Source organism: Novosphingobium sp. (assembly GCF_024642085.1).
Taxonomy (GTDB): Bacteria; Pseudomonadota; Alphaproteobacteria; order Sphingomonadales; family Sphingomonadaceae; genus Novosphingobium.
On record NZ_JAHEBV010000017.1, the window covers coordinates 17,470 to 44,292 of the forward strand.

Sequence of the window (26,823 nt, forward strand, 5' to 3'; positions counted from 1 at the left end):
GGTAACATATTGTATCGCACTGACCATCCGTGCAGCCGCGTCCCGCACGGCCGCATGCTCTTTCCTTTTGTGCTGCTCGCGGCTATGGGGCGCCGCAATGTTGAAAAATCACGACGGAAATTGAGCGCGGATGGCGAAAGAAGAACTGCTAGAAATGCGTGGGTCGGTGGTCGAACTGCTGCCCAATGCCATGTTCCGCGTCCGGCTGGAAAACGATCACGAGATTCTGGGCCACACCGCGGGCAAGATGCGCAAGAACCGCATCCGCGTGCTGGTGGGCGATGAAGTGCTGGTCGAACTGACCCCCTATGACCTGACCAAAGGACGGATCACCTACCGGTTTATGCCGGGCCGCGGCGGACCGGGCCAGTTCTGAGCCATCCCGTCCGGCTTGTACTGGCGTCATCCTCGCCGCGCCGCCGCGATCTGCTGGCCCGCATCGGCGTAACGCCGGACCGCATCTGCAGCCCCGACATCGATGAAACCCCGCTGAAAGGCGAAGTGCCCCGTGCCTATGCCGTGCGTCTGGCCGAGGCGAAGGCTCGTGCCGTGGACCGCGCTGCGGATGAAGTTGTGCTGGCCGGAGACACCGCTGTGGCGCTTGGCCGCCGCGTTCTGCCCCCTGCGGAAAACGAGCTCGTGCAACGTCAGCTCCTGTCTCTGCTGTCGGGCCGGCGCCACCGCTGCATTTCGGCGATCTGCGCAATTGATGCAGCGGGCACTGCGCGAACGCGTACGGTGGAAACAATCGTAGCCTTCAAACGGCTGAGTGATGCCGAAATCGCTGCCTACATCGCCAGCGGCGAAGGCCTGGGTAAGGCTGGTGGCTATGCCATCCAGGGCCGCGCCGAAGCGCTGATCCGCTTTGTTTCGGGCAGCCATTCGGGCGTGATCGGTCTACCCCTGTTCGAAACGCGCGCGCTGCTTAAGGCATCGGGGATCACCCTTGACTGAATGGCTGGTCGAAGCCGGCATCGGCGAAGAGCGCGCGATCCTGATTGACGGCGGCGCGGTGATCGCGGCCCGGATGCGCTGGTCCAGCGGACTGGAGGCAGGCCTGATCGAAGATGCCCGGCTGATCGCCCGCACCGCCAATTCCAGACGCGGCACTGCCCGGTTTGCCAGCGGCGAGGAAGCGCTGGTTGACGGGTTGCCACATGATGCCTGTGAAGGCGCCATGATGCGCCTGATGGTGACCCGCAGCGCGATGGCCGAACGCGGCCGCTTGAAGCGCGCACAGGCCCGCCCGGCAAAGGAGGCACTGCGATCTGCGCCTACCTTGGCCGAGGATCTGGGCGCGCGGATCGTTCGGCGTTTTCCCGCCGGATTGTGGGAAGACCTGTTCGCCGATGCCTGGACGGGCGAAGCAGCATTTTCCGGCGGCGCGCTGACCATCACGCCAACTCCGGCCATGACCATGATCGACATCGACGGCACGCTGCCCCCGCGCGACCTGGCGCTGGCCGCAGTCGCACCGTTGGCCGATGCGCTGGCGCGGCTTGATCTGGCAGGATCCATCGGGATCGATTTTCCCACCCTGCCCGACAAGGATGATCGCAAAAGGATCGACGGCGCGCTGGAACGCGCACTGGGCGACTGGCCGCACGAGCGCACCTCGATGAACGGTTTTGGCTTCGTGCATCTTGTCGCGCGGCTGACCCGTCCTTCGCTGCTGCACCTGCTGGCGCGCGACCGGGCGGGTGCCGCAGCGCGCCTTTTGCTGCGCTCAGCCGAAGGGGTCGATGCGCCGGGAGCGGTGCTGCTGACCTGCGCGCCGGCGGTTAAGGCTGCCTTGCAGCCCGAATGGTTGGACGATCTGGTGCAGCGCACGGGACGCGAAATTCGCTTTGCGACCGATCACGGCCTTGCCCTGGCCGCCGGTTTCGCGCAGGCGGTGCCGCTATGACCGCCGCCACTCGCCGCTGCCCGATCTGCCGCAAGCCGCGCGTTGCCGAACACGCGCCGTTTTGCTCCACCCGCTGCAAGGACCGCGACCTGGTCCGCTGGCTGGACGATGGCTATGCTCTGCCCGGCCCGCGCGCTGTCGATGAAGACGCCGATAAGGCATAAGCCCCCTTGCCAAGCGCGGGACGGTTCGCCATAGGCGCGCTTCCAATCGCTTTGGCGATGCCCGGATAGCTCAGTTGGTAGAGCAGCGGATTGAAAATCCGCGTGTCGGTGGTTCGAATCCGCCTCCGGGCACCACTCTCCCCCAGATCACCGTTTGATCGCCGCGTAGGCCGCCAGCGCCCGTTCGCGGGCCGCGCGGTGCTCAATCAATTTGGCCGGATAGCCTTTGACCGCACACGGCGGATCATGGATATGATCGTCTCCCAAGTGCGCCAGTTCGGGCACCCATGTACGGATGTATCCTGCTGCATCGAACTTGTCTGACTGGCTTAGCGGGGCCATGATCCGCACGAACATATTGCTGTCCACGCCGGTCCCCGCAGTCCACTGCCAGTTGACTGCATTGCTGGCATAGTCAGCATCGACCAGCGTATCCCAGAACCATTCTTCGCCCCGTCGCCAATCGATCATCAAATGCTTGATCAGGAAGCTGGCGGTGATCATCCTTACCCGGTTGTGCATCCATCCGCTGGTCCAAAGCTGGCGCATTCCGGCATCGACGATGGGATAGCCCGTGCGGCCCTGCTGCCATGCCGCAAGGTCGGCGTCCGCTTCGGCTCCGCTGCGCCAGGACAATGCGTCAAAGGCGTCGCGGGCGTTCCGGCGGCCGTATTCGGGGAATTGAAGTATCACGTTGGCGGCATAGTCGCGCCAGCCGATCTCACCCAGGAAGGTGCCGACAGACCCGCCGGCAGCAGATACGGCATGCCAGACGGCGGCGGGCGAAACCTCGCCAAAGTGCAAGTGCGGGGAGAGCAGCGAGGTGCCCTGGATAGAAGGCATGTTGCGTTCCTGCGCATAACGCCGGGCATGGTCGGCAAAGTCGCCGAGACGTTCACGGGCGCCATCTTCGCCGGGCTTCCATTCGGCACGCATCCCCCCGGCCCAATCGGGCTGGCGGGGCAACAGATCCCACGACTTCAGTTCATCGCTGGCTGGCCAGGCATCCGGCGCAGCAAAACGACTGGGCGGCGGTAGCGGATCGGGCGGCGGCAAGCGCTCCTGCAAGGCGCGCCAGAACGGGGTGTAAATCTTGAACAGAGTTCCGCTACCGGTCCGCACCGATCCCGGCGGGACGAGGTAGTTGCCGTCATGCAATTTCAGGTCAAGCCTGGCGGCCACGGCCTTTTCCGCATTGCGCCACCATGGTTCGTAATGGTGCAGCGCGTGGACGGTGCGTGCACCCGTTTCGCCGGCAATTGCGGCCAGCACATCCGCGGCGCTTCCGCGCCGCAGGATCAGCCGCGAACCCGCCTTGGCCAGCGCTTTGCCCAGCCGATCGAGGGAATGGTGCAGCCACCAGCGCGAAGCGCCGCCCATTTTCCAGTGTCGGGCGCCCTCGTCATCCAGGACATAGACCGGCACCACTGGTGCGCCGCTTTGGCAAGCGGCCGTCAGCGCGGCCTGATCGCGCAGCCGCAAATCGCGGCGCAGCCAGACGATTACCGGGGGGGTTGTACTTATCATCCGCTTATAAACGTAGTCTGAGACATTTGTGTTGCAACCATGCCCCTTTTGCCACGTTGTGCGCATATGGAAACGCCGCGCCCTGCTGAAACGATTACGCTGCCTGCCCGCGGGTGGCAGATCACCCCGTACCATGCCCTGATAGCCGGACTGCTTTGCTGGGCCGGATTTGCGGCTGTGGCCTGGGCTGTCCACTCCGGAACCGCGGCGGGGCCCGACGCTGCGGGTCTGCGCTATTGGCGCAATGGGGCGACGCTGGCCTGGGCGGGCGGTCCCGCATCGCTTGAGGCTGTACGCGACATCACCGCGCTGGGCGGTGTTACTTTGCGCGTCATTTTCAGCATCGGCGCACTGCTGGCGCTCCTGTTCCTGCGCCTGCGGCGCGAGGCCGTGCTGCTGCTGCTGACGCTGGTTTCGGGTCTTCTGGTCGAACTGTCGCTCAAAGCACTGGTCGGGCGCCCGCGCCCGGCGCTGGTGCCGCACCTGGAGTACGCGGGGGGATCAAGTTTTCCCAGTGGTCACAGCTTCAATTCCGCGCTTGGCTTCATCGCCGTGGCCCTTGCCTTTGCCACGCTGAGCAGCCGGCGATCGGTGCGCTGGACGATAATCGGGGCGGCTATGGCGGGATCGCTTGCGGTCGCCTTTTCGCGCGTCATGCTGGGAGTGCACTATCCTACCGACGTGATCGCTGGCTGGCTCGGCGGGGCGGGCTGGGCTTTCCTGGCCGAAGCGGCGCTTTACAGCCCGGCCCGGTCACTCGCCGACATGCATGCCGCCGCGCTCGAATCTGCTACGCCGGGCAGAACCAAGGCAATGTCACACCCCTGACAGCGGGCCCTGGTCCTCGGTAACGGTCCAGGTCTGACCTTTGGCGAGCAACTTTCTGAGATCGGTGCTCTTGCCTTCGCGCGCCTGGGCATCCTGTCCCAGGACGGCATCCTCGTAGGTCGGGCGCGGATCGTCATAAAGCACGCCCAGCGCCATCGGAAACGGCCCAAACGGCATTTCAACCAGCATGTGCGCGACAGAACGGTTGGTGACATCATGGACGATCACGCCCGCCGCCTGCCAATCGCCATCGGCTACGTCGACCACCTTCAGCGTCAGCTTCTGAATGTCCAGCGCAATGCCCTTGACCCCGCCGGTCTTGTCGCTGCCAAACAGCATCGGATCACCGTTCTTGAGCCACAGCTGCCTGTCTTCTGCCCCCTTGGGCGCAGCAAAATCGTCGAATACGTCCTTGTTGTAGACGATACAGTTCTGAAAAATCTCGATAAAGGCAGCACCGCGATGGGCGTGGGCGGCCTTAAGCACGTTAGGCAGATGCCTTGATACGTCAAACCCGCGGCCGATGAAGCGCGCGCCCGATCCCAGGGCAAATGCGGCCGGACTGGCGGGGCGATCAACTGAGCCGAGCGGCGTAGTCGGGCTGGTCGTCCCCTGGCGGCTGGTGGGCGAATATTGCCCCTTGGTCAGGCCGTAGATTTCGTTGTTGAACAGCATGATCTGGCAATTGAGGTTGCGGCGCAGCAGATGCATCGTGTGGTTGCCGCCAATCGACAGCCCATCGCCGTCACCGGTGACCAGCCAGATATCCAGCTCCGGATTGGCCAGTTTGATCCCGGTGGCAAAGGCCGGGGCGCGGCCGTGAATGGTATGAAATCCATAAGCCGCCATGTAGTAGGGGAACCGGCTGGAACAGCCGATCCCGCTGACAAATACGGTCTTGGCTGGGTCCGCGCCGATTTCCGGCATGGTGCGCTGCACTGCCTTAAGGATCGCATAGTCTCCGCAGCCGGGGCACCAGCGGACTTCCTGATCCGATTCCCAGTCTTTCAGCGTGGTGGTGATCGTAGCGATGGCGTTCATGGGTTGGAACTTTCGATGCTGGGCAGCTGCGCAGGATTGGCGTCGATATCGTCGCCCCCCGCATTGCCCGGAACATGGTCGAAATAGGTGGCGATCGCTTCTTCGATTTCGGCGATGGCAAATGGCTGGCCACTGACCTTGGTGAGCGGCTGTGCATCGACCAGATACTGATCGCGCAGCAAGGTCTTGAACTGACCGGTATTCATTTCTGGCACGAGGATCTTGTCGTAAGCCCTTAACAGATCACCAAGATTTTCCGGCAGCGGCCAGATGTGGCGGACATGCACATGGCTGACATCCAGCCCCTTGGCCCGCGCACGGCGCACGGCCTGGTGAATCGGTCCGAATGTGCTGCCCCATCCAACCACCGCGAGCTTGCCCCCGGACTGGCCCAGCGCCACGTCCTGTGCCGGAATGCTTTTCGCAACGCCGTCGACCTTGGCCTTGCGCGCGTCGGTCATCGCCTGGTGAGATCCCGGACTGTAATCAAGGTTACCGGTGCCGGGGTTCTTCTCGATCCCGCCGATCCGGTGCATCAGGCCGGGGGTGCCGGGCTTGATCCACGGGCGGGCGCCCTTGTCGTCGCGGGCATAGGGCAGCAGCGAACCGTCCGGGCCATTGGGAACTTGCAGGAACCTGGCCGGAAACGGCGTGAAGGTGTCAGGATCGGGCACGGCCCACGGTTCAGCCGCGTTGGCGATGTAGCCATCGGTCAGCAGGATGACAGGGGTCATGAACTGGGTCGCGATGCGTACCGCCTCGATCGCGCATTCGAACGCGTCGCCGGGGCTGCAGGCGGCAATCACCGGTATCGGCGTATCGCCGTTGCGGCCATAGACCGCCTGGTAGAGGTCCGACTGCTCGGTCTTGGTGGGCAGTCCGGTCGATGGTCCGCCGCGCTGCGAATTGACGATGACAAGCGGCAGCTCTGTCATCACGGCAAGGCCCATCGCCTCGGTCTTGAGCGCAATTCCAGGCCCCGAGCTGGAGGTAACTCCCAGCTTGCCAGCATAGCTCGCTCCAATCGCGGCAGCGATAGCGGCAATCTCGTCCTCGGCCTGGAAAGTGGTGACGCCGAACTCCTTGAGGCCGACCAGATAATGCAGGATCGAGCTGGCAGGCGTAATGGGATATCCGCCGAAAAACATCGGCAGATCGGCCAGCTGCGCACCCGCGACCAGGCCAAGTGCCACTGCTTCGGCCCCGGTGATCGTGCGGTACAGCCCCGCTGGCGATGGCACCGGATCAAGGTGGACCTTGTGTAGCTGGCCGCCCAGTTCTGCCGTTTCACCGTATGCGTGGCCAGCATTCAGCGCTGCAATATTGGCTTCTGCAAGCGTCGGATTCTTGCGGAACTTGGCGTTGAGCCAGTCAATCAGCGGGGCCCGGTCACGGTCGAACATCCACAGCGCCAGACCAAGCGTCCACATGTTCTTGCAGCGCAGCGCTTCCTTGTTGCCAAGTCCGAACGGCTTCACCGATTCCAGCGTCAGCGCGCTGATATCGAAGGCCAGCACCTTCCATTTGGCCAGGCTGCCATCGTCGATCGGACTGGCATCGTACTTGGCCTTTTCGAGGTTGCGCTTGGTAAACTCGCCCGTGTCGGCGATGATCAGCCCGCCAGGCTTGAGCGCGCCGACATTGGTCTTCAGCGCGGCCGGGTTCATCGCGACCAGAACATCGGGGGCATCGCCGGCAGTTTCGATATCGGTCGATCCGAAGTTAATCTGAAACGCCGACACACCGAACAGCGTGCCCTGCGGCGCGCGAATTTCAGCGGGAAAATCAGGAAAAGTCGCAAAATCATTGCCCGTCAGCGCACTGGAAAGAGTAAATTGCCCACCGGTAAGCTGCATCCCGTCGCCCGAATCGCCCGCGAAACGGACGACTACTGATTCGGGATGGTTTGATGTTGTCGCGGCGCGTTCGGCAAGTTGGGTGGCCATGAAAAGTCCTATTCAGGCGGATGAGACGCCAATCAAACCAGCGCCCTAATCCCCTCCCCACGGTGCGCGCAATCAAGAAAAACTGTCGCATCCGCAATTCGACAAGAGGCCCGACAAGGCGGCTAGTCAAGGGGCTTATCGCGTCTTAACCTGGCGATTAAATACACAGAAATGAGGATGCCGCACCGATGACCGACCAGAACCCCAATTTTCGCGAAGACGTTCAAGCCTTTCTGGCAATGGTCAACAGCCTGCCCGCTCCCGATGCGCTGGTGCCCGAGGAGCAGCGCGAAGGCTACCGCGCGATGAAGCTGATGGTCGAGGCTGATCCGCGCGATTTGGCGGTTATCAAGGACTTGTCCTGCCCCGGTCCGGCCGGCGAGATTCCGCTGCGCTTCTACGACGTCAGGGCCGAACGCGGCCCTTCGCCGGTAATCCTGTTTTTCCACGGCGGCGGTTATGTGATCGGTGATCTTGATACCCACAATTCGCTGTGCACCGAACTGTCGGCCGAACTCGATCTGCCGGTGCTGGCCGTGCATTACCGCCTTGCGCCCGAACATCCCTTCCCCGCAGCGCCCGACGACTGCGAAGCGGCAGCCCGTTGGCTGGCAGGCAGTCCGGCAGAACTGGGCCGGTCCGTTACCGGCCTGGTGACAATCGGTGGCAGCGCTGGCGGCAACCTCGCCACGGTCACCGCGCGCGCCTTATGCGACAAGCCCGCTGCCGCGCCCATGCTGCTGCAGGTCCTGCTTTATCCCGCAACCGACGAATCGCAGGACGGTTCGATGAAGACCTTTGGCGAAAATCACTTGCTGACCAGCGTGGTGATGGATTGGTTTTACGACCTATATAAGCCCGAAAGCGGCAACCAGCGCGCGTTTCCACTCCACGCCAGCGCGGCAGGAATGTGCCCGTCAATCGTTGTCACTGCCGGGCTTGACGTGCTGCAGGACCAGGGCCGGCGCATGGCGGACAAACTGGTCGAAGCCGGGGTCGACACCGTCTATCTTCACATGGCCGGGCTGACCCATGACTTTACAACCACCCGCAAGGCCCTGCCCAGCGCCGCGGCGGCAGTCGCAAAGATCATCGCGGCAATGAAGTTGATGCTGATGAAGGTTTGACTTAGGGGCGCGGGAATGAGCGATCCCTTTTCATCCCTGCCCTATCGTCCCTGTGTCGGCGTGATGCTGGTCAATGCGGGCGGCCACGCCTTTGTTGGCAAGCGGATCGACACGCGCGGCCAGCCCGATGAAGGCGGCATATATTGGCAGATGCCGCAGGGCGGGATCGATGAGGGCGAAGATCTGCACGCTGCGGCCTTGCGAGAGCTTTGGGAAGAAACAGGGGTTGAGGAATGCCACGTCACCCTGCTTGCACAGACCCGGGAAGAGCTTTTCTACGATCTGCCCGATGATCTGATCGGCAAATTGTGGGGCGGACGCTATCGCGGCCAACGCCAGCACTGGGTGCTTGCCCGGTTTGGCGGCGAGGACAGCGATATCCGTCTGGATGCCCATGACCCGGCAGAGTTCGAAGCCTGGCAATGGGTCAGTCCGGCAGAGCTGCCGGACTTGATCGTCCCGTTCAAAAAGCGCGTCTACCGCGCTGTTCTGGATGAGTTTTCGGCGCTGATTTAATTTGCCGAAACTTCCGGCTTCACCGCTACCTGTTCAGCCGTCACAACTTGCGGAGCCGGACCTTTCTGAATCGCGGCGGCGAGTTCCTGGGACGGAGCGCAGCTGTTCCCGCACAGCTGCTGGAGCCGGGCAAGATTGCGGCGAGCCTTTTCAATCGCTCCCTTTTCCACCAGCGCAGCACCTTCGCCGGCGATGGCATAGGTGTTATCGGGATCGCGTTCCAGCGCTTCGCGGTAATAGTGCAACGCTTTGCCCTGCATACCTTCGCGGCGAGTCGCTTCGGCCAGATTGAGATAGATGGCAACATGACCCGGCTGTACAGTCAGCGCTGCCTCGTAAAAATCGACCGCGCGATCGGCCTGACCAGCGGACAACGCAGCGCGGCCTTGCGCAACCAGCGCGGCTGCGCGCGGATCGAGCGGCGCGGGCGGCGCCCCCTGGCCCACGCTTGCGGTGACCGCGACAATCGCGGACAAAGCGAGGGCGGCAGGCATGTAACGCATCAGGTGCTCCTTAAAGCCGGGCATGGCCTGATCTGGTATCATGACGTTTCTAAACGTGCGATGAAAAATCCGTCGGTTGCATCGTGCAGCGGGTCGAGCCGAATGCCTGCACCCCGCTGGTGCCCCGCCTTCAGATCGAGCTCACCAGCCTGCCAGCCGCGATGACGCGCCAGAAAAGCCGCGGCCTGATCCGCACCTTCGGCATCGAGCAGCGAACAGGTAACGAAGATCACACGCCCGCCGGTCCGCACCAGGCTGGCAGCAATGTCGATAAGCCGCGCCTGGACTGCGGTCAGCCGCTCCAGCCCTGCTGCGTCGAGCCGCCAGCGTGCCTCTGGATTGCGGCGCCAGGTGCCGGTGCCCGAACAGGGTGCATCAACCAGCACCGCATCCGCTGTGCCCGCTACATCGGCCAGCGCTGCCGCTTCGTGCCCCGGATCAAGCAGGCGCGTTTCGATCAAGGACGCTCCGGCACGCTCGGCGCGGGGCGTAAGGCGCGACAGGCGCGATCGGTCGGTATCGCAGGCGATCAGCCGCCCGGTGCCGCCCATTGCCGCCGCCAGGGCCAGCGTCTTGCCCCCGGCCCCGGCGCACAGATCGATCACGGTTTCGCCTGGCTGGGCGGCCACCGCCTCGCAGGCGAGCTGCGAGCCGGCATCCTGCACCTCGATCCTGCCGTCCTTGAACGCATCCCACTGTTCAACAGGAGTGCCGTGCGCAAAGCGCAAGCCGTGCGGCGCAGTCAGTGCTTCACCTGGCTGCGGCAACGCAATGGTATCGCGCGCGGACTTCAGCGCATTGACCCGCAGGTCGAGCGGCGCGCGGTTGAGCAAGGCCGCCGCCGCGTCGCCGGCAATCCCGCTGTCAGCTAGCTGCGCTTCCAGCCAGGCCGGGGCGATGCCGCCGCTCGCCGCCGGTTCATCGCTGGCCAGGGGCGCAGGACCGTGGCGCGATCCATCGAACAACGCTGCCAGCGCGGGATCCGTCGCGGCCATCCGCACCATGGCGGACCGCCCGCTGACCGGCACTTCGCCGCAAGCGCGAATCGCGCCATAGGCCAGATCGCGCACCGCGCGGCGATCGCCGCTGCCGGCAAAGCGGCGGGTGCGGAACCATTCGGCGATGATCCGGTCTGCGCTGGCACCATTGCCGCGTGCTGCGGCTATTACCGCATCCAGGATTTCGATCGCCGCTTGAACGCGCGCCGCCGGGGTCACGACTTGTAGTTCGGTGCCTCGCGGGTGATCGTCACGTCATGGACGTGGCTTTCCTTGAGGCCCGCGTTGGTGATGCGCACGAACTGCCCGCGCGTGCGCAGATCCTCGATCGTGGCGCTGCCGGTATAGCCCATGGCTGCCTTGATCCCGCCGACCAGCTGGTGGATCACATCCTTGGCCGGCCCTTTGTAGGCTACCTGGCCCTCTATCCCTTCGGGAACCAGCTTCATCTGGTCCTTGATATCGCCCTGGAAATAGCGGTCGGCGCTGCCGCTGCCCATCGCGCCCAGCGATCCCATCCCGCGGTATGATTTGTAAGCGCGGCCCTGGTACAGAAAGGTTTCCCCTGGGGCTTCCTGCGTGCCTGCCAGCATCGATCCGATCATGATCGTCGATGCGCCAGCTGCCAGCGCCTTGGCCGCATCGCCCGATGTGCGCAGACCGCCATCGGCGATGATCGGAACGCCGGTATCCTGCGCCGCGCGGGCAGCATCCATGATTGCAGTCAATTGCGGCACGCCCACGCCAGCAACGACGCGGGTGGTGCAGATCGAACCCGGCCCGATCCCCACCTTGACCGCATCGGCCCCGGCATCGATCAGCGCACGGGTCGCCTCGTAAGTCGCAACGTTGCCGGCAATGATCTGCGCCGAATTGCTGAGTTTCTTGACCCGTTCGACCGCGCGCGCAACGTCCTTGTTGTGGCCGTGGGCGGTATCGATGATCACCACGTCACATTCCGCCGCAAGCAGCGCTTCGGTCCGTTCGAAGCCCTTGTCGCCCACCGTGGTTGCAGCGGCGACACGCAAGCGACCGGTCGCGTCCTTGGTCGCGGCGGGATAGTTGACCGCCTTTTCGATGTCCTTGACCGTGATCAGCCCGACGCAATGGAACGCATCGTCAACGACCAGCAGCTTTTCGATCCGGCGCTGGTGCAGCAGGCGGCGCGCCTCTTCCTGGCTTACCCCGGCGCGGACCGTGGCCAGATTCTCATGCGTCATCAGTTCACGCACTGGCTGGCGCGGATTGTCGGCAAAGCGCACGTCGCGGTTGGTCAGGATGCCAACCAGGCGGCCCGACGCTTCAACCACCGGGATGCCGGAAATACGGTTGGTGTCCATCAAGGCCTGCGCCTCGCCCAGGGTAGCTTCGGGCGCGATCGTGATCGGATTGACCACCATGCCGCTTTCAAAGCGCTTGACCGCGCGCACTGCGGCGACCTGTTCCCCGACCGTCAGGTTGCGGTGAAGCACGCCGATCCCGCCCAGCTGGGCCATGACGATCGCCATGTCGGCCTCTGTCACGGTATCCATCGCCGAGGACACCACCGGGATGTTCAGCGCGATGTCGCGGCTCAGCCGGGTGCGGGTATCGGCCATCGATGGCACGATTTCGCTTTCACCCGGCCGCAGCAGGACGTCGTCGAAGGTAAGACCAAGGGGGATGTCCATAGATGCCAGCGCAGTCCTCAAAGGGGCGATTCGTGGCGGCTCACGTAACCACAGCGCGCCCATTGCACAAGCGCGGCGCCGGATTTCCTTACTTTCCTGCAGCAGGGACTTTCTTCAGATCGCCGAACCACCGTGCCAGAGCGACGTGAAAATCGACGTCATCAGCCGCTCCGCCCAGTTCAAGATCAGGCTTCACCCGGTCGGTCGGGCGGTGATAATCGCCGTTCATGAAGCGTTCGACCCTGCCCAGGTCCGACCACGACGACGATATCATCACCGCCGGGACATCGTGTTGCATCAGCGCCCAGCCATCTTGCCGTTTGACGAACGCGTTGGCTGCATTGCCGGGCGCGATCTTACGCTTTTGCTGGCGCGCAACCGCGGCGATCTGGACATCAAGCGGGGTCATCCCCGCGCCAATCACCGCAAAGGGTTGACCGGCCGGTGCCAGCGCGACGCTATCGATATTGAACGCAGCGACAATCTGCTTGAGCGGCACGGGCGGGTTTTCGGCAAAGGCCTCAGCCCCCAGCAGGCCAAGTTCCTCGCCCGTGGTCGCCACGAAATAGACGTCGCGGTCAAGCTGCGGGGCGCGGGCCAGACGGCGGGCGATCTCGGTCATCGCGGCCAGGCCGCTGGCATTGTCGATCGCGCCGTTGCAGATCTGGTGATCGGTTGCCTGCGGAGCGCAGCGGCCAAAATGATCCCAATGTGCCATGATCAGCACCGCGCCGGCATCGGGTCGCTTGCCTAGCAGCCGTCCGATCATGTTGTGGGTGTTGATCCGGGTTTCGCGCGTGGTCGCTTCGAACGTCGCGTTAAGATCTACCGGAATCGGTGTAAAATCGTCCCGCTGTGCCGCTTTCTGGAACCCGGCAACCGATTGTCCGGTGCCGGTCAGGGCGCGGTCCAGCGCTGCGGCACTGATAAACGTTTCAAGATCTCCGCCCAGTTCTTCGCCAGCAATACCGTAAGCCAGGCGGCGGCGCTGGCTGACGACGGTATCGATGGTCCGGCTACTGTCGAGCACGGTGAGAACCGCCGAAGCGCCGCCGCCCAGCATCGCATTCTGCCGTTCCGATCCATCGCGTCCGCCGTCCAGCATCAACGCTATGCGGCCAGCCAGTTCAGCCCGCGGCGGAATGGCATCGCCTTTGCCCACGAACAGGATGGGCGCATTTTCCAGCAGGCTGCGCTTGCCCGAGGTCAGCACCAGTACCGCGCTGCCCGGCACCGCGACCCGGCGCCCCTTTCGGGAAAACAGTGCCGCGGAACGGTCCGGCTCGCGCCCGATGAGGGAGACTGGCGTAAACCAGGCATGGCCCGGATCATTAGTGCCCGATTCCAGCCCGATGTCGAACCATTGCCTGCCCAGATAGCGCAGCGTCAGCGTCTCACCCTCGGTGCCCGGCTCACGCCCGTCATAGGCATCGCTGGCCAGCTCGGTGATATGGGCACGCAGGTTGGCGATCAGTACCGAGCGTTCTTTTTCCGCACGCGACGCCGCAACCGCAGGAGCACAGGCAAACGACACCGCAAGCAGCAGCGCGATCACTCGGCCCATCGCTCTCCAGCACCATTTCATCGCGGCAACTCTACCCGAGCCAGTGTCGTCGACAAGCCCATTGATTGGCCAGGCCCCCCTTCGCATGATCGCGTGACAGCAAAGGCACACCAATGCTTGCTGCCGCATGAAACGGATGGTGTTTTAGCACGTTATTGTCCATGTCGGGCATTCAAACCCGGCTGCTGTTGGAGGGATGCCATGCGCCTTGATGATTTTGACCCCAATTCCGTCAACGTCCAGGATCAGCGCGGCGGCGGCGGCTTGCCGATCGGGCGCGGCGGGCAGGTCGGCTGCGGGACGATCGTCATTGCGCTGATCGCCTATTTCGTATTTGGCGTCGATCCGACGCAGATGATCGGCAGCGTGCAGGATGCCGGACCGCAAAGCACGCAGATCGGCGCACCTGCGGGCGGCACGACGACCGCCGAAAGTTGCTCGGTCGATGAAGTAAGCCGCGAAACATGCAACGCGCTGTCCTCGCTCAATAAAACCTGGCAGCCAATCTTTGCTTCGTCCAAAATTGCGTTCAAGCAGCCAACCCTTCAGTTCTATTCGCAGGCGGGCCGATCGGGCTGCGGCACCGCGCAAAGCGCGATGGGGCCATTTTATTGTCCAAACGACCAAGGCATTTACATCGATACCGATTTCTATCGCCAGATGGATCAGCAGCTGGGCGCGGGCGGTGATTTTGCGCGGGCTTATGTGATCGCCCACGAGTACGGCCACCACATCCAGAACCTGGTCGGGCTGGCCGCGCAGATTCAATCAGCACAGCAACAGAACCCGTCTCGCGCCAACAACCTGCAAGTGCGCATGGAACTGCAGGCCGATTGCTATGCGGGGGTATGGGCCGCAAAGAACAAGGACAAGCTGGAAACCGGCGACATGGAAGAAGGCCTGCGCGCGGCCCATCAGATCGGCGACGATGTGCTGATGAAGTCGGCCGGGCGCCGTCCGGTTGAGGCTGCGTTTACCCACGGCAGCGCCGAACAGCGAATGACCTGGCTGCGCAAGGGCTTGGAAACCGGCAATGAGGATGCCTGCGACACCTTTGCCGACTTGAATCGCTAAGCGCTGCGGGAACTTATAGCCGGTCTGGTGCGTAACTGTATCGACACCCGGTTGACGCACAGGCTTGCGCCAGGCCGGTAGGGGACCGCTAATGATCCGTTTTGTTTCCGCAATTTACGCCCTTCCTATAGCTATGCTGGTGATGACGCCGGCCCATGCCCGCGACAAGCAGGACCCCGACAAGAAACCGGTCCCCGTCACTGACCAGAAAGTTGATGCGGGCGATGTTGCGCTGACGCCGTTATCCGACCTCAACATCAAAAAGACCGGTATTCCGCCGCTTTTGATCGCTGCGCAGGACCGCCCCTATTCGATCGACGGAATGCGCACGTGCGCACAGCTCAACGCTGCAGTGACAGATCTGAACACCCTGCTGGGCGAGGATATCGACGTTGCCGATGATGGCGAAGGCGGACCGGACGCAGGGCGCGTGGCCCAATCGGTGGTAGGATCGCTTATTCCGTTCCGCGGCCTGATCCGCGAACTGTCAGGCGCGAACTCGCAGGAACGCAAGCTGCAATCCGCCATTATAGCCGGCAGCACGCGGCGTGGCTTTCTGAAGGGAATTGCCCAGCAGCGGGGGTGCAAGGGCATCGCCCGCCCGGCCACGAATGGCCTCGTCGCCGCTGCTGATCCGGCAAAGACCAAATCCGCGGCTGCTGGCACTGCCATGACCCAGAAACCGGTAGTCCAGGAAACCAAGTGACGGCGGCCTTGGCCGGCTCACCCTGATCGGGTAGGCCCTTCGTCATGCGGCTGAACGACTGTCACAACATCGATGATTTCCGCCTGCTGGCCCGGCAGCGCCTGCCCTGGCCGGTGTTCGATTATATCGACGGCGCGGCGGATGATGAAGTGACCAAGGCGCGCAACACTGCCGCCTATGATGACGTTGACCTGGTGCCGGACGTACTGGCCGGCGTCGAAACTATCGACACTTCGTGCACCCTGCTGGGCCGCAAAAGTGCCCTTCCCCTGATCATGTCACCCACGGCTTTGCAGCGCGTGTTTCACTGGCAGGGCGAACGTGCGGTGGCGCGGGCGGCGGAGAAGTTCGGGCTGTGGTGCGGCATTTCCAGCCTTGCCACTGTCAGCATCGAAGAGATCGGCGCACTGATTTCAAGCCCCAAGATGTTTCAGCTCTATATCCACAAGGACCGCGGCCTCAACGCCTCGATGATCGAGCGGTGCAAGGCGGCGAAGTTTGATGCCATCGCGCTGACGGTCGATACCATTGTTGGTGGCAAGCGCGAGCGGTGCCTGCGCAGCGGGTTTTCCTCGCCTCCCAAGTTCACACCGTCCTCCTTGTTAAGCTATGCGTTGAAGCCGCGTTGGGGGCTGGATTATGTCTTGCGGGAAAAGTTTTCGCTGCCCAACCTTGATACGCACGTGCGTCAGGGCACCAGCGAGCCGGTTTCGATCCAGCGCTATTTCTCCGAGATGCTAGACCAGTCGATGGACTGGAAGATGGTTGAACAGATCCGCGCCGACTGGGGCGGAACCTTCTGCCTCAAGGGTGTGATGAGCAGCGCCGATGCACGCCGTGCCGCCGATATGGGGATTGATGCGATCATGGTATCTAACCACGGCGGTCGGCAATTGGACGGCAGCCGGGCGCCGTTTGATCAGCTGCCCGAAATTGTCGAGGCGGTCGGCGGGCGAATTGAGATCATCTGCGATGGCGGGGTGCGGCGCGGCACGCACGTGCTCAAGGCGCTGTGCAGCGGGGCCGCGGCAGCGTCCGGCGGCCGGCTTTACCTCTATGCCCTTGCTGCTGCCGGGCAGGACGGGGTCGAGCGCGCCTTGACCATTTTGAAGGACGAGATCGCGCGCGGGATGAAGCTGATGGGTGTCACCCGCATCGATCAGCTGACGGCGGAGCGTCTGCGCCGCCGCTGAAACGCCAAACGGCGAGGATTGGGCTATCCTCGCCGCCTGTCGGTGGCCCAGGGACTGGTCGGGCCGCCTTTAGCCCTTTTCGGCGTTGCGCTTGATTTCCTCGTCAAGCTGTTTGAGCACCTTGGCCCGGACATCGTCTGGAATGCCCTTGTCGCGGGCCACTTCATCGCGTGCCTTGCGGATTGCATCGGCGGCCGAAGCCCGCGCCTGATCGGCAGCGCAGATCTTGATGCGGATCTGGTGGACCTTTCCGTCGGCATCGCTGGTTTCGTTGACTTGGGTCGGCTCACCCTTGGCGCAGCCGGCCAGATCGGTTGTTTCGCCGTCGTGCATCATCGTGTGGTTCATGCCTTCGGCACCTATCCTGCGGATGATGATGCGGTGCTGGCCGGGGCCGCCCGGAACGGCAGGCGGCTCGGGCATATCGGCCATGGCCTGTTCTACCTTCCGGTCGATTTCGGCGTCGGTCAGGTTCTTGTCAGTCTTGAAAACGATGGTCTTGCCATCCTTGGTGACGACGCGGGTTTTAAGCTTGTTTTCGTCCTTACCCGGGCCTTCTTTTTCGACGATGACCATTTTCTTCTCGATCTTCATCGGCGCGGCAGGAGCGGCGGGCGGTGCATCCTGCGCGGCATAGGTGATCGACGCGGTCAGCGGCAGGGCCAGGACGCCGGCAGCGATCAGTACGCGTCCGGCCAGACGGCGGCGGGGAGTTGGTTGGGTCATGGTCAGGCTCCTCAAACGGTAGACGATGCTTTTTTCGGACAAGACGGCGCAGGCCAGCGGGTTGGTTGATGCAAGGCCCGGGCCGCGGGCAAAGGCGGTGATCAGGCGGGCATAGGCTTCGCGCGTGGCACTATCGCTTCCGGCCAGCACACGGGCATCGCAGGCCGCTTCCTGATCGCGGCGCAGCGCGCGCCATCCGGCCCAGGCCAGCGGATTGAACCAGTGCAACGCCAGCAACGGCTGCATCGCAAAGTTGACCGCGATATCGCGCCCCGCGTGGTGTTCCAGCTCGTGCGCTATCGCCAGATTGCGGACCTGTGCATCCGCCGATCCGGCAAAGGCGCGCGGCAGGGCCACGACCTTGTCGATCACACCGAAAGCGACCGGCACCGGCACCGCATCGGTTTCGATGACCCGCACGGCGCCGCGCTGTTCGATCAGCGTGGCACCGCGCAGCGCGCGGCGGCGCAGCAGAAAATAGCCGGTCAGCCGCCACGCCAGAAATATAGCGGCTCCCGCCAGCCAGAAGGCCGCGATGAGCGGCCGCGGATCGAATGCCGGATCGGCAGATATGGCGACTTGGGAGATCGACCCGGCCGGAAAGCGGATCGCCTCGGCCGCTGGCGGCGCCGGGACGGTCACCGTCAGCGGCGGCAGCAGCAATCGCAGAACCGGCAGCAGCCACAAGGCATAGGCCATGGACGGGCCAAAGTGACGCGCAACCGGACGGCGCAGTATCAGCACCGCCGCGATCAACGCCCCAGTGGTGACGAGCGTATCGACCAGCCAGCTCACTTCTTGAGCTCCTGCAGCAGCGCCTCGATCTCGGCGATATCGGCGGCGCTCAGCGATTCGGTTTCGGCCAGATGCGCGAACAACGGAGCAGCACGGCCGCCGAACAGCCGTTCGACCAGCCGTTTCGATTCGCCGCCGACATAGGCGTCACGCGCCAGTGCCGGGGAATAGAGGAAGCGTTTGCCATCGGGCTGGGTCAGCACCGCCTGTTTGGCGACCAGACGGGATAGCAGCGTCTTGACCGTAGCCAGCGTCCAGTCACGCGCCGGGGCGACTGCATCAGCCACTTCGTTCGCAGTAAGCGGCGAGGCCGCCCATAGCGCCTCCATCACCGCATGTTCAGCTTCGCTGATCCGCTCTCCGGACTGCACTTGTTCGGGCATTGCTTACCTCACGTTTACACCTGTAATCGACTACAGGCGTAAACGTGAATGGCAGATGAATGAACGTGCAGGCGCTGCAATCGATCTGACCGCGTATCAGCTGTCCTTCTTGGCCGCGTCATCGGCAATTCCCGTAAACTCATTTATCTTGTCGATCTTGAGTTCAGCCGCCTTGGCCAGCAGCGCCGCCTTGTCAGCGCCCGCATCCATTTCCTTGATCAGGGTCGCATAGGGGTTCTTGTCGCCGCCGTGGGCCGTAAAAGCGATCGGCGCCAGCACCATCCGGGACAATTTCAGGTCACCCGCCCGCAGCGCTGCAATTCCGGCCCGAATGCGCAGCGATTGATCGGCCGGGACCAGTACGACCGCCCGGTTAATGCCGGTGATCGCAGCATCCGGCGGCGTTTGTCCGGCAGCCACGAAGCTGTCGTAGTAAAGGGCAAACGGCAGTGCGTAGTTGGGATCCAGTTTGTTTGCTTGCAGGAACCAGCGGCGCGCCTCGCGCCAGCCGTTTGCATCCTTGCTTTCAATTGCCCGCTGTGCGGCAATCCGCCCCTTGTAGACCAATCCCATGATGTTTTTGGGATCGAGGGCCAGCAGGCGATTGGCTGCTGCATCGGCAGCGGCATAATTCTTCGCGTCGTATTCCATTTCCGTAATTGCGCGCTGGACAAAGACATCGTCCGGATAGCGCGCCGCGACCGGCCGCGCCCTCTCGGCCAGCGGGCCGGCCGTTTTGGCCGTGACACCATTGGCGGAGATCATGCGGTACTCGATGATCGCCGCCTCTCCCGGCCCCAGCGTGCGCACAGAAACTTCGGTCGGAGTTTTGACCTTGTCGGAAGACAGTTTCGAGCTGGGGAAGCTGGACCGGCGCACATAGCGTTCCAGTTCCCGGTCGAAGGCGTCAAGATCGCCAAACGCCGCTTCGCCAGCCTTCAGTGGCGGGGCACCGGCATTTATTGCATTGATATACTTGAAGAACTGGCCTGGACGGTTGCCGCTGATCAACAGGTAATGGCACAATAGCCAGCCCCGGCTGTACAGCTCTATCCTCTCTTCGCCTTTGGGCGGGTTGGTGTCGCTTTCCAGAAGACGGCGCACCGTCCACCGGTTCATGCCGCCCATTGCCCAACTTCTATCGGCATTGGGGGCCCCGATGATGACATTGCCTGCAGCGTCGAATTGGGCAGACATGAACAGTTCGGCCAGTCCCTCGGTAGCCCACGATGGAAAAAACTTGCCCATGTTCGAAAGCAGCATGTGGTGCGTATATTCATGGTACATGATCCGCTCGGGTGTCGGTTTCACGCCCTCCATGTCTCGCATCTTGGGTAGCCGCTCAGGGATGATGGCAAGCGAGCCTTGGGCGTCAGGCCGGTAAAAGCCGCCAACATTGGCGCGGCCCGCCAAGCGCGAAACATCGTCCATCGACGGAACGTAGTAAATCGTCGCCTGGTCGTCGGTTTCGACCTTGAACAGCCCGCGCAGCACCGCGTCGAACTTTTCGAGCTTTACGGTACGTTCGCGCAGATCATTTTCCGGCAAATCGGCAAAGACCGTGAAATGGCGTGATTTTGCCTCATGCCATTCGGCATGGGCAGGCGCGGCGAACGCCAACGCAGAGACAGCAAGCGGAACAAATGCGAGCTTTTTACCAATGGACATATAGCGACCCCAAGAAACCTGTTTGTAGTTCACAATAAAGCAGATTTTTCGCGGATGGAAAGTGTTGTCCGTCGAACTGTATCGCCAATCCACCGTATGGACTGCAAGCAGTCACACGCCTGATTGCAGCGCCGGCCGGCACATCGCGGCGCGGCACGGCCGATCGGATAGCGACACCCAATTTTTAGACCGCAGAAGCAATCGTGCGCGACCACATCGTGCGCGACCACTATGGGCCGCGCGGCAACCACGCCTTAATAAACCCGCTTCTTCGGCTTGATGTATTCCACATCGTCGGTCAGCGTATATTCGTGGACCGGGCGGTAATCGAGCCGCACGTCGCCGCCCTTGCCGCCCCAGCCGTCAAACCAGGCGGCGGTGTGCTTCATCCAGTTGGCATCGTCGCGGTCAGGGAAATCCTCGTGCGCGTGGGCGCCGCGGCTTTCCTTGCGAGCGTGGGCGCCGTGGAGGGTGACGCTGGCCTGGCTGATCAGATTGTCGAGCTCCATCGTTTCAACCAGATCCGAGTTCCAGATCAGCCCGCGGTCCGACACATGGATGTCCTGCATCTGCTGGTAAGTCGCGGCCAGCTTGGCCTTGCCTTCGGCCATCAGATCGTCATTGCGGAACACCGCGGCATGGGCTGACATTGCACGCTGCATGTCGGTGCGGATTGCCGCGGTTGGCACAGCGCCATTGGCGTTGCGGAAATGGTCGAGCCGGCCCAGCGCCATGTCTGCGCTGTCCTTGGGCAGTTCGTTGTGGGCAGAGCCGGGCTTGATTATTTCCTTGAGGCGGTGGCCGGTGGCGCGGCCGAACACGACCAGATCGATCAGGCTGTTGGAGCCAAGGCGGTTGGCCCCGTGGACCGAAACACAGGCCGCTTCGCCCACTGCAAACAGGCCGGGAATGACCGTTTCGGGATTGCCGTCGGCGCCGATGGTCACAACCTCGCCGTGGTAATTGCAGGGAATGCCGCCCATGTTGTAGTGGACTGTCGGCACCACGGGAAGCGGCTGGCGGGTCAGATCGACCCCGGCAAAGATTTTTCCGCTTTCGGTGATCCCCGGAAGCCGTTCGGACAGCACACCGGGATCGATGTGATCAAGGTGCAGGAAGATGTGGTCCTTGTGCGGGCCAACGCCGCGCCCTTCGCGGATTTCCAGCGCCATCGAACGGGACACCACGTCACGGCTGGCCAGATCCTTGGCCGAAGGGGCATAGCGTTCCATGAACCGCTCGCCTTCGGAATTGGTGAGGTACCCGCCCTCGCCGCGCGCGCCTTCGGTAATCAGAACGCCCGCGCCGTAAATCCCGGTCGGGTGGAACTGGACAAACTCCATATCCTGGAGCGGAAGCCCTGCACGCAGCACCATGCCGCCGCCATCGCCGGTGCAGGTGTGCGCCGATGTGGCAGTGTAGTACGACCGGCCATAGCCGCCCGTCGCCAGCACGACCGCGTGGCTGCGGAACCGGTGGATCGAGCCATCATCCATGCACAGCGCGATCACGCCGACGCACTTGCCACCGTCCATGATCAGATCGATCGCGAAGTATTCGATGAAGAAGTCAGCCGCGTACTTCAGGCTTTGCTGATAAAGCGCGTGGAGCATGGCGTGGCCGGTGCGGTCAGCCGCGGCGCAGGTGCGCTGCACCGGCGGACCTTCGCCCATGTTCTGCATGTGCCCGCCGAACGGCCGCTGGTATATCGTGCCATCGGGGTTGCGGCTGAACGGAACCCCGGCGTGTTCCAGTTCGTACACCGCCTGCGGGGCTTCGCGGACCATGTATTCGATCGCGTCCTGATCTCCCAGCCAGTCCGATCCCTTGACGGTATCGAACATGTGCCAGGTCCAGTGATCGGGCGAATTGTTTTGCAAGGATGCAGCGATGCCGCCCTGCGCGGCCACGGTGTGGCTGCGGGTGGGAAACACCTTGGTGATGCAGGCGGTGCGCAAACCGGCCTCGGCGCTGCCCATCGTGGCGCGCAGGCCCGATCCTCCGGCGCCGACGACGACGGTATCATAGGTGTGGTCGATAATCTTGTAGGCAGGGGCAGTCATGCTCAGGCTCCGAGCGCGAGGCGGACGACGCACAGCAGGCCAAAAGCGGCCCCGGCGACAGCGGACAGGTTCAGCGCCGCCATGGCGGCAAACTTGTTGGCGGGTTCGTGGACATAGTCTTCCAGCATCACCTGCACCCCCAGCCGGGCGTGCCAGAACGTGGTGATCACGAACAGGCCCAGCGCCGTGGCGGGCAGCGGGGCTGCAAAAAACTCTTTCATCGCACCATAGGAATGATCGCCCATGGTGATCAGCGTCAGCAGCAGCCACAGCCCCAGCACCAGGTTGCCGATCGCGGTAAAGCGCTGGACCAGCCAGTGATGCGTGCCCGAATGTGCCGAGCCAAGGCCCCGCACGCGGCCGATTTCGGTTCCGTTACCCATGTCGTGTCAGCCCTTCAGCGCAGCAGGATCGTGGCCCAGACGGCCAGCGTCAGGACAATGGCAATGATCGGCGTGGCCACCGACCAGAACGCGTTGGATTTAAGTTCATAGCCCGCGCCTATATCCAGCACGAAGTGGCGCAGACCCGATGCCATGTGGTTGAAAAATGCCCAGGTCAGCCCGATCAGCACCACCCGGCCGTACCACGCCCCGGCATGGGTCAGAAACGCATCATAGGCAGCCTGCCCGCTGGCCAGCGATCCAAGCCAGTACAGCAGCACCCCCAGCCCGGCAAAGGCAAGGCCATTGCCCGTTACCCGGTGCAGGATCGACACGGCCATGGCCGGTCCCCAGCGCCAGATCTGCAAGTGCGGTGAAAGCGGGCGATTGTTGGCGGCGGCCATGCAGATGTTCCCTTTGGCGAAACCTGTCGGCGACGGATGCGCCGTTCACGCCTCCCCTTAATCAAAACGCGGGGCGGTGCAAGCGCACGAAAGGGTGCATTCCCTGAATAGACATCTGACCGCCTTGCCTTATTGAGCGATGACATGAGCCCAATAACCGCCCTTGTCACCGGATCATCACGCGGGATCGGCGCGGCAATTGCGGCGCGGCTTCGCGCGCGCGGAGCGACGGTGATCGGCCATGCCCGCAGCGCGGTCGACGCCGATACGATCGCCGCCGACCTGGCCGATCCGACAGCCCCGGCCCAGCTGTGGGAAAATGCGCTGGAACGCAGCGGCGGGCAGATCGACATCCTGATCAACAATGCCGGGCTTTTCGAGGCCAATCCGCTGGCGCTTTCGGACATCGCCTGGCTTGATAACTGGGAAGACACCCTGCGGATCAACCTGACCGCGGCGGCCGAACTGTCGCGCTACGCGGTAAAGGCATGGCTGGACGAAGGCCGCAAGGGGCGCATCGTCCACGTCGCCAGCCGCGCCGGCTATCGCGGCGATTCGCCTGATCACTGGCACTATGCCGCTGCCAAGGGCGGGATGATCGCGATGCACAAGACCATCGCCCGGCAATATGCCGCCAGGGGCGTGATGAGCTATGCGATCTGTCCCGGTTTCACCGATACCGCGATGGCCGGCGATTACCTTGCCAGCCGCGGCGGGCCGGGCTTGCTCGCCGATATCCCGCTGGGACGGGTTGCCGCGCCCGATGAAATCGGCGCCATTGCCGAGTTTTGCGCGCTCGACGCGCCCGAAAGCATGACCGGCACAGTTATCGACGCCAACGGAGCCAGCTATGTCCGCTAAGCCAATTCTTGCCGCGCTCGCGCTGACGGTTGCCGCCTGCTCAGCGATCACCGGCCCGGTGGATGCAGGACCCGCCGCCGTGCTGCCCGGCCCGCAGGCCAATGCCCACTACACCCCGGCCGCCCTGGCAGCCGCATGCCAGGGCAAGGACGGGTGGGCCGATCCCGCCCCGCCCGCGCACATCTACGGCAACACCTGGTATGTCGGTACCTGCGGGATTACCGCACTGCTGGTGACAGGCCCGCAAGGTCATGTGCTGGTTGACGCCGGTGTTCCCGAAGCTGCACCGCTGGTCGCCGCCAATGTCGAAAAGCTGGGCTTTGCGCTGCGTGACGTGCGCTGGATCGTGGGCGGGCATGAGCATTTTGACCACGCTGGCGGGATCGGCGAAATGCAGCGCCTGACCGGTGCCAGGGTCGCCGGCATTGCGCCCTGGGCAAAAGTCATGGCCACCGGCCTGCCTGATGACAGCGATCCGCAGTATGACGATCTTGTCAAACACCCGATGGAGCGGGTGAAGACCGACCGCATCCTGGCGTCCGGGGCCAAGATTGCACTGGGCGGCACATTACTGACAGCCACGGCCACTCCGGCGCATTCGCCCGGGTCGACAAGCTGGACGTGGAAAACCTGCGAAGGTCAGGAATGCCGGACGATTACCTATGCCGACAGTATCTCGACAATTTCATCAGAGAATTACTGGTTCTCACTGCATCAGGATCGGGTCGCTGCTGTTCGCGTAGGCTTGGACCGCGTGGCCAAACTGGACTGCGGCATTCTGCTCACCCCGCATCCATCGGCAAGCGACCTGTTTGCGCGGATGAGCGCGGGTTTGGCACCTGCGCCCACGGCCTGTGCCGCCTACGCACAGGCCGCGTCACAACGATTTGCCGAACGCCTGGCCAAGGACGAGAAACTCAAGGCCGCAACGCAACAGACGATCTTTGAAGCAATCGGTGCCGCCGAAAAGGCCAAAAAGAACCGGTGACCAGCTGGAAGATCACCCTGCTGGCCCCGCGCGGGGTGATCGAGGCGGCCTTGCTGGCGCACGAGGATGCGTTTGACTGGGATCCGGGAATTGTCCTGTCGGGTAGCGAAGTGGCCGAGGACAAACCCGAGGACTGGCAGCTGGAAGCCTGGCTGGGGCGTAAACCGGGCAAGGCGGACAAGGCCGCGATTACCGCGCTCTTCCCCGGCAGGGCGCCGCCGCTGCACGCAGAACAGCTGCCCGATACCGACTGGCTGACGCAAAGCCAGTACGGACTGGAGCCGATCCGTGCCGGACGCTTTCATGTCCATACGGCCCAGCACCCGCCGCTGGCCGAACAGGGCCTGCGCGATTTTGTCATTCCCGCCAGCCAGGCCTTTGGCACCGGCCAGCACGCCACTACCGCGGGATGCCTGGCAATGCTGGACCGGATGAAGCGCGAAGGGGTAGTGGTCCGCAATCTGGCCGACATCGGCACCGGTACCGGACTGCTTGCGTTTGCCGCGCTGCACCTGTGGCCGCGCGCGCTGGCCACCGCGAGCGACATAGACGCGGTGTGCCTGGACGTGGTTGATGACAATGCGCAGGCAAACGGGATTGCCATGGGCGCGCGGCCGGGCGAACTGACCATGCTGGTTGCCGACGGGATGGAACACCCGCTGCTGGGCGCGCGCGGGCCTTATGACCTTATCGTCGCCAACATCCTCGCCGGTCCGCTGATTGATCTGGCGCCCCACTTTGCCAGGGCGCTGGTCCCGGGTGGTCATCTCCTTCTTGCCGGCCTGCTCGAAACGCAGGAGGCCCGTGTGCGCCGCTATTGCCGCCGCGCCGGGCTGCGGCTGGCCCGCCGCATGGTCAATGGCGACTGGTCGATCCTGTGGCTGCGCAAGCGCGCCTTGCGATGAAATCCCGCCATTTGGCCCTGCTGGTGCTGATCTGCCTGATCTGGGCATCGAACAATGTCATGAGCAAAATCATCGTCGGGACGCTGCATGTACCGCCGCTGTTCTTCACCGTGCTGCGCTTTGCTGTGGTTGCCGCGGTAACATTGCCTTGGCTGCTACCCGTCCCGCGACCCGTTTGGCGCATCCTTCTGATCGGGCTGTTCATGGGCGGGGGCAGCTTCGGACTGATGTTCGTCGCGCTGTACTGGGTTTCACCCAGCGAAGCGGCAATCGTGGTCCAGGCCAGCGTGCCGATCACCGCGCTTCTTTCTATCGTCATGCTGGGCGAAACGATCCGCTGGAGGCGCGGCCTGGGCATCGCCCTGGCGCTCGCCGGGGTGCTGCTGGTGGTTTACGAGCCAGGCTTCCGACTGTCCGAGGGAATGGTCTTCCTGATTGCATCGGCAATCTGCGGATCGCTGGGCGCGGTCATGATGAAGCAGATGGACGCGATCGCTCCCTTGCGTTTTCAGGCCTGGGTCGGGCTGGTCGGGCTTATCGTGATCGGCCCGATTTCACTGATTGCCGAACCCGGTGCGTTCGCTCAGGCCGTGGCGGTGGGCTGGCCAATCATCGCCTGCGTGCTCTATGCCGCGCTGGTCACGTCGGTCTTTGCCCACACCGCCTATTACTTCCTGATCGCACGATACGAGGCAAACCTGGTTGCACCGCTTACCCTGCTGACCCCGCTGATTACCATCGGACTGGGCGTGTGGATTACCGGCGATCACATCGATGGCAGAATGATCGCCGGATCGGCTATTGCGCTGACAGGCGTGCTGATCATCGCGCTGCGCAGCCGTTCTGCGCCGCTGGTCCAGGCGCAGGAGCATACCTAGGCAAGT

General features: G+C 63.3%; 27 protein-coding genes and 1 tRNA gene. 15 read left to right on the plus strand and 13 right to left on the minus strand.

The annotated features are described in order from the left end of the window. The first annotated feature begins 130 nt into the window (after positions 1-130). The 5 genes from infA (at position 131) to Q0L62_RS08735 (ending at position 2,205) form a co-directional block, all read left to right on the plus strand. Complete coding sequence (gene infA / locus Q0L62_RS08715) at positions 131-376, plus strand: translation initiation factor IF-1 (protein ID WP_067620046.1); 246 nt, start codon at positions 131-133, stop codon at positions 374-376. Continuing rightward, positions 373-954 carry a nucleoside triphosphate pyrophosphatase gene (locus Q0L62_RS08720; protein WP_296679017.1) on the plus strand — a complete coding sequence of 194 codons (582 nt, stop codon included), beginning with the start codon at positions 373-375 and terminating at the stop codon, positions 952-954. The genes infA and Q0L62_RS08720 overlap by 4 nt, the downstream gene beginning before the upstream one ends. Further along, the gene (locus Q0L62_RS08725) at positions 947-1,906 is read left to right on the plus strand and encodes a ribonuclease (protein ID WP_296678952.1); all 960 of its coding nucleotides are present in this window, start codon (positions 947-949) and stop codon (positions 1,904-1,906) included. The genes Q0L62_RS08720 and Q0L62_RS08725 overlap by 8 nt, the downstream gene beginning before the upstream one ends. Further along, positions 1,903-2,070, plus strand: coding sequence for a DNA gyrase inhibitor YacG (yacG, locus tag Q0L62_RS08730; RefSeq protein WP_296678954.1), 168 nt, complete (start codon positions 1,903-1,905; stop codon positions 2,068-2,070). Before Q0L62_RS08725 ends, yacG begins: the two co-directional genes overlap by 4 nt. 59 nt (positions 2,071-2,129) lie before the next feature. After that, positions 2,130-2,205 (plus strand) — tRNA-Phe (locus Q0L62_RS08735). 12 nt (positions 2,206-2,217) lie between these two features. On the opposite strand, the gene Q0L62_RS08740 is transcribed toward Q0L62_RS08735, so the two are convergent. Beyond that, complete coding sequence (locus Q0L62_RS08740; RefSeq protein ID WP_296678956.1) at positions 2,218-3,597, minus strand: deoxyribodipyrimidine photo-lyase; 1,380 nt, start codon at positions 3,595-3,597, stop codon at positions 2,218-2,220. 66 nt (positions 3,598-3,663) lie between these two features. Between Q0L62_RS08740 and Q0L62_RS08745 the strand changes: the two genes are divergently transcribed. Further along, a complete protein-coding gene (locus tag Q0L62_RS08745) occupies positions 3,664-4,425 on the plus strand; it encodes a phosphatase PAP2 family protein (protein WP_296678958.1) in 762 nt (253 codons plus the stop codon). On the opposite strand, the gene Q0L62_RS08750 is transcribed toward Q0L62_RS08745, so the two are convergent. Together Q0L62_RS08750 and Q0L62_RS08755 are read right to left on the minus strand one after the other, a co-directional pair. Beyond that, a complete protein-coding gene (locus Q0L62_RS08750; RefSeq protein WP_296678960.1) occupies positions 4,414-5,466 on the minus strand; it encodes a 2-oxoacid:ferredoxin oxidoreductase subunit beta in 1,053 nt (350 codons plus the stop codon). The two genes, Q0L62_RS08745 and Q0L62_RS08750, sit on opposite strands and share 12 nt — an antisense overlap. After that, positions 5,463-7,412 carry a 2-oxoacid:acceptor oxidoreductase subunit alpha gene (locus Q0L62_RS08755; RefSeq protein ID WP_296678963.1) on the minus strand — a complete coding sequence of 650 codons (1,950 nt, stop codon included), beginning with the start codon at positions 7,410-7,412 and terminating at the stop codon, positions 5,463-5,465. Before Q0L62_RS08755 ends, Q0L62_RS08750 begins: the two co-directional genes overlap by 4 nt. A gap of 188 nt (positions 7,413-7,600) precedes the next feature. On the opposite strand from Q0L62_RS08755, the gene Q0L62_RS08760 reads away from it, so the two are divergent. Continuing rightward, positions 7,601-8,539 carry an alpha/beta hydrolase gene (locus tag Q0L62_RS08760; RefSeq protein ID WP_296678964.1) on the plus strand — a complete coding sequence of 313 codons (939 nt, stop codon included), beginning with the start codon at positions 7,601-7,603 and terminating at the stop codon, positions 8,537-8,539. Positions 8,540-8,554: 15 nt separating this feature from the next. After that, a complete protein-coding gene (locus tag Q0L62_RS08765; RefSeq protein ID WP_296678965.1) occupies positions 8,555-9,055 on the plus strand; it encodes an RNA pyrophosphohydrolase in 501 nt (166 codons plus the stop codon). On the opposite strand, the gene Q0L62_RS08770 is transcribed toward Q0L62_RS08765, so the two are convergent. The 4 genes from Q0L62_RS08770 to Q0L62_RS08785 form a co-directional block, all read right to left on the minus strand. Next, a complete protein-coding gene (locus tag Q0L62_RS08770) occupies positions 9,052-9,558 on the minus strand; it encodes a tetratricopeptide repeat protein (protein WP_296678966.1) in 507 nt (168 codons plus the stop codon). The two genes, Q0L62_RS08765 and Q0L62_RS08770, sit on opposite strands and share 4 nt — an antisense overlap. Before the next feature lie 38 nt (positions 9,559-9,596). Beyond that, the gene (locus Q0L62_RS08775) at positions 9,597-10,775 is read right to left on the minus strand and encodes an RsmB/NOP family class I SAM-dependent RNA methyltransferase (protein ID WP_296678967.1); all 1,179 of its coding nucleotides are present in this window, start codon (positions 10,773-10,775) and stop codon (positions 9,597-9,599) included. Further along, positions 10,772-12,226, minus strand: coding sequence for an IMP dehydrogenase (gene guaB / locus Q0L62_RS08780; protein WP_296678968.1), 1,455 nt, complete (start codon positions 12,224-12,226; stop codon positions 10,772-10,774). The genes Q0L62_RS08775 and guaB overlap by 4 nt, the downstream gene beginning before the upstream one ends. Positions 12,227-12,314: 88 nt before the next feature. After that, positions 12,315-13,790, minus strand: a complete 1,476-nt coding sequence (locus Q0L62_RS08785) for a M20/M25/M40 family metallo-hydrolase (protein ID WP_296678970.1) — start codon at positions 13,788-13,790, stop codon at positions 12,315-12,317. Positions 13,791-13,991: 201 nt separating this feature from the next. Between Q0L62_RS08785 and Q0L62_RS08790 the strand changes: the two genes are divergently transcribed. From Q0L62_RS08790 to Q0L62_RS08800, 3 genes are all read left to right on the plus strand, one after another. Continuing rightward, the gene (locus Q0L62_RS08790; protein WP_296678972.1) at positions 13,992-14,864 is read left to right on the plus strand and encodes a neutral zinc metallopeptidase; all 873 of its coding nucleotides are present in this window, start codon (positions 13,992-13,994) and stop codon (positions 14,862-14,864) included. Between the two features lie 91 nt (positions 14,865-14,955). After that, positions 14,956-15,570: a hypothetical protein gene (locus Q0L62_RS08795; protein WP_296678974.1), complete on the plus strand. Its 615-nt coding sequence runs from the start codon at positions 14,956-14,958 to the stop codon at positions 15,568-15,570. 44 nt (positions 15,571-15,614) lie between these two features. Further along, entirely contained in the window at positions 15,615-16,763 is a 1,149-nt protein-coding gene (locus Q0L62_RS08800) for an alpha-hydroxy acid oxidase (RefSeq protein WP_296678976.1), read from the plus strand. Positions 16,764-16,832: 69 nt separating this feature from the next. Here Q0L62_RS08800 and Q0L62_RS08805 read toward each other — a convergent pair whose 3' ends face one another. The 6 genes from Q0L62_RS08805 to sdhC form a co-directional block, all read right to left on the minus strand. Next, positions 16,833-18,284, minus strand: a complete 1,452-nt coding sequence (locus tag Q0L62_RS08805; protein ID WP_296678978.1) for a M56 family metallopeptidase — start codon at positions 18,282-18,284, stop codon at positions 16,833-16,835. Then, a complete protein-coding gene (locus Q0L62_RS08810; protein WP_296678979.1) occupies positions 18,281-18,667 on the minus strand; it encodes a BlaI/MecI/CopY family transcriptional regulator in 387 nt (128 codons plus the stop codon). Before Q0L62_RS08810 ends, Q0L62_RS08805 begins: the two co-directional genes overlap by 4 nt. Before the next feature lie 96 nt (positions 18,668-18,763). Continuing rightward, positions 18,764-20,335, minus strand: a complete 1,572-nt coding sequence (locus tag Q0L62_RS08815) for a hypothetical protein (protein ID WP_296678981.1) — start codon at positions 20,333-20,335, stop codon at positions 18,764-18,766. 254 nt (positions 20,336-20,589) lie between these two features. Continuing rightward, complete coding sequence (sdhA, locus tag Q0L62_RS08820) at positions 20,590-22,398, minus strand: succinate dehydrogenase flavoprotein subunit (protein ID WP_296678986.1); 1,809 nt, start codon at positions 22,396-22,398, stop codon at positions 20,590-20,592. Between the two features lie 2 nt (positions 22,399-22,400). Then, complete coding sequence (sdhD, locus tag Q0L62_RS08825; RefSeq protein WP_296678988.1) at positions 22,401-22,781, minus strand: succinate dehydrogenase, hydrophobic membrane anchor protein; 381 nt, start codon at positions 22,779-22,781, stop codon at positions 22,401-22,403. 14 nt (positions 22,782-22,795) lie between these two features. Continuing rightward, entirely contained in the window at positions 22,796-23,185 is a 390-nt protein-coding gene (gene sdhC / locus Q0L62_RS08830; protein ID WP_296678990.1) for a succinate dehydrogenase, cytochrome b556 subunit, read from the minus strand. 144 nt (positions 23,186-23,329) lie between these two features. Between sdhC and Q0L62_RS08835 the strand changes: the two genes are divergently transcribed. Genes Q0L62_RS08835 through Q0L62_RS08850 form a run of 4 tightly spaced genes read left to right on the plus strand, consistent with a single transcriptional unit; the run spans position 23,330 to position 26,817 of the window. Beyond that, entirely contained in the window at positions 23,330-24,046 is a 717-nt protein-coding gene (locus Q0L62_RS08835) for an SDR family NAD(P)-dependent oxidoreductase (RefSeq protein ID WP_296678991.1), read from the plus strand. Beyond that, positions 24,036-25,034 (plus strand): subclass B3 metallo-beta-lactamase, encoded by a 999-nt coding sequence (gene bla, locus Q0L62_RS08840; RefSeq protein ID WP_296678993.1) that lies wholly within the window; start codon positions 24,036-24,038, stop codon positions 25,032-25,034. Before Q0L62_RS08835 ends, bla begins: the two co-directional genes overlap by 11 nt. Continuing rightward, a complete protein-coding gene (locus Q0L62_RS08845; RefSeq protein ID WP_296678995.1) occupies positions 25,031-25,939 on the plus strand; it encodes a 50S ribosomal protein L11 methyltransferase in 909 nt (302 codons plus the stop codon). Before bla ends, Q0L62_RS08845 begins: the two co-directional genes overlap by 4 nt. Beyond that, positions 25,936-26,817: a DMT family transporter gene (locus Q0L62_RS08850; protein ID WP_296678997.1), complete on the plus strand. Its 882-nt coding sequence runs from the start codon at positions 25,936-25,938 to the stop codon at positions 26,815-26,817. Before Q0L62_RS08845 ends, Q0L62_RS08850 begins: the two co-directional genes overlap by 4 nt. Positions 26,818-26,823 lie beyond the last annotated feature (6 nt).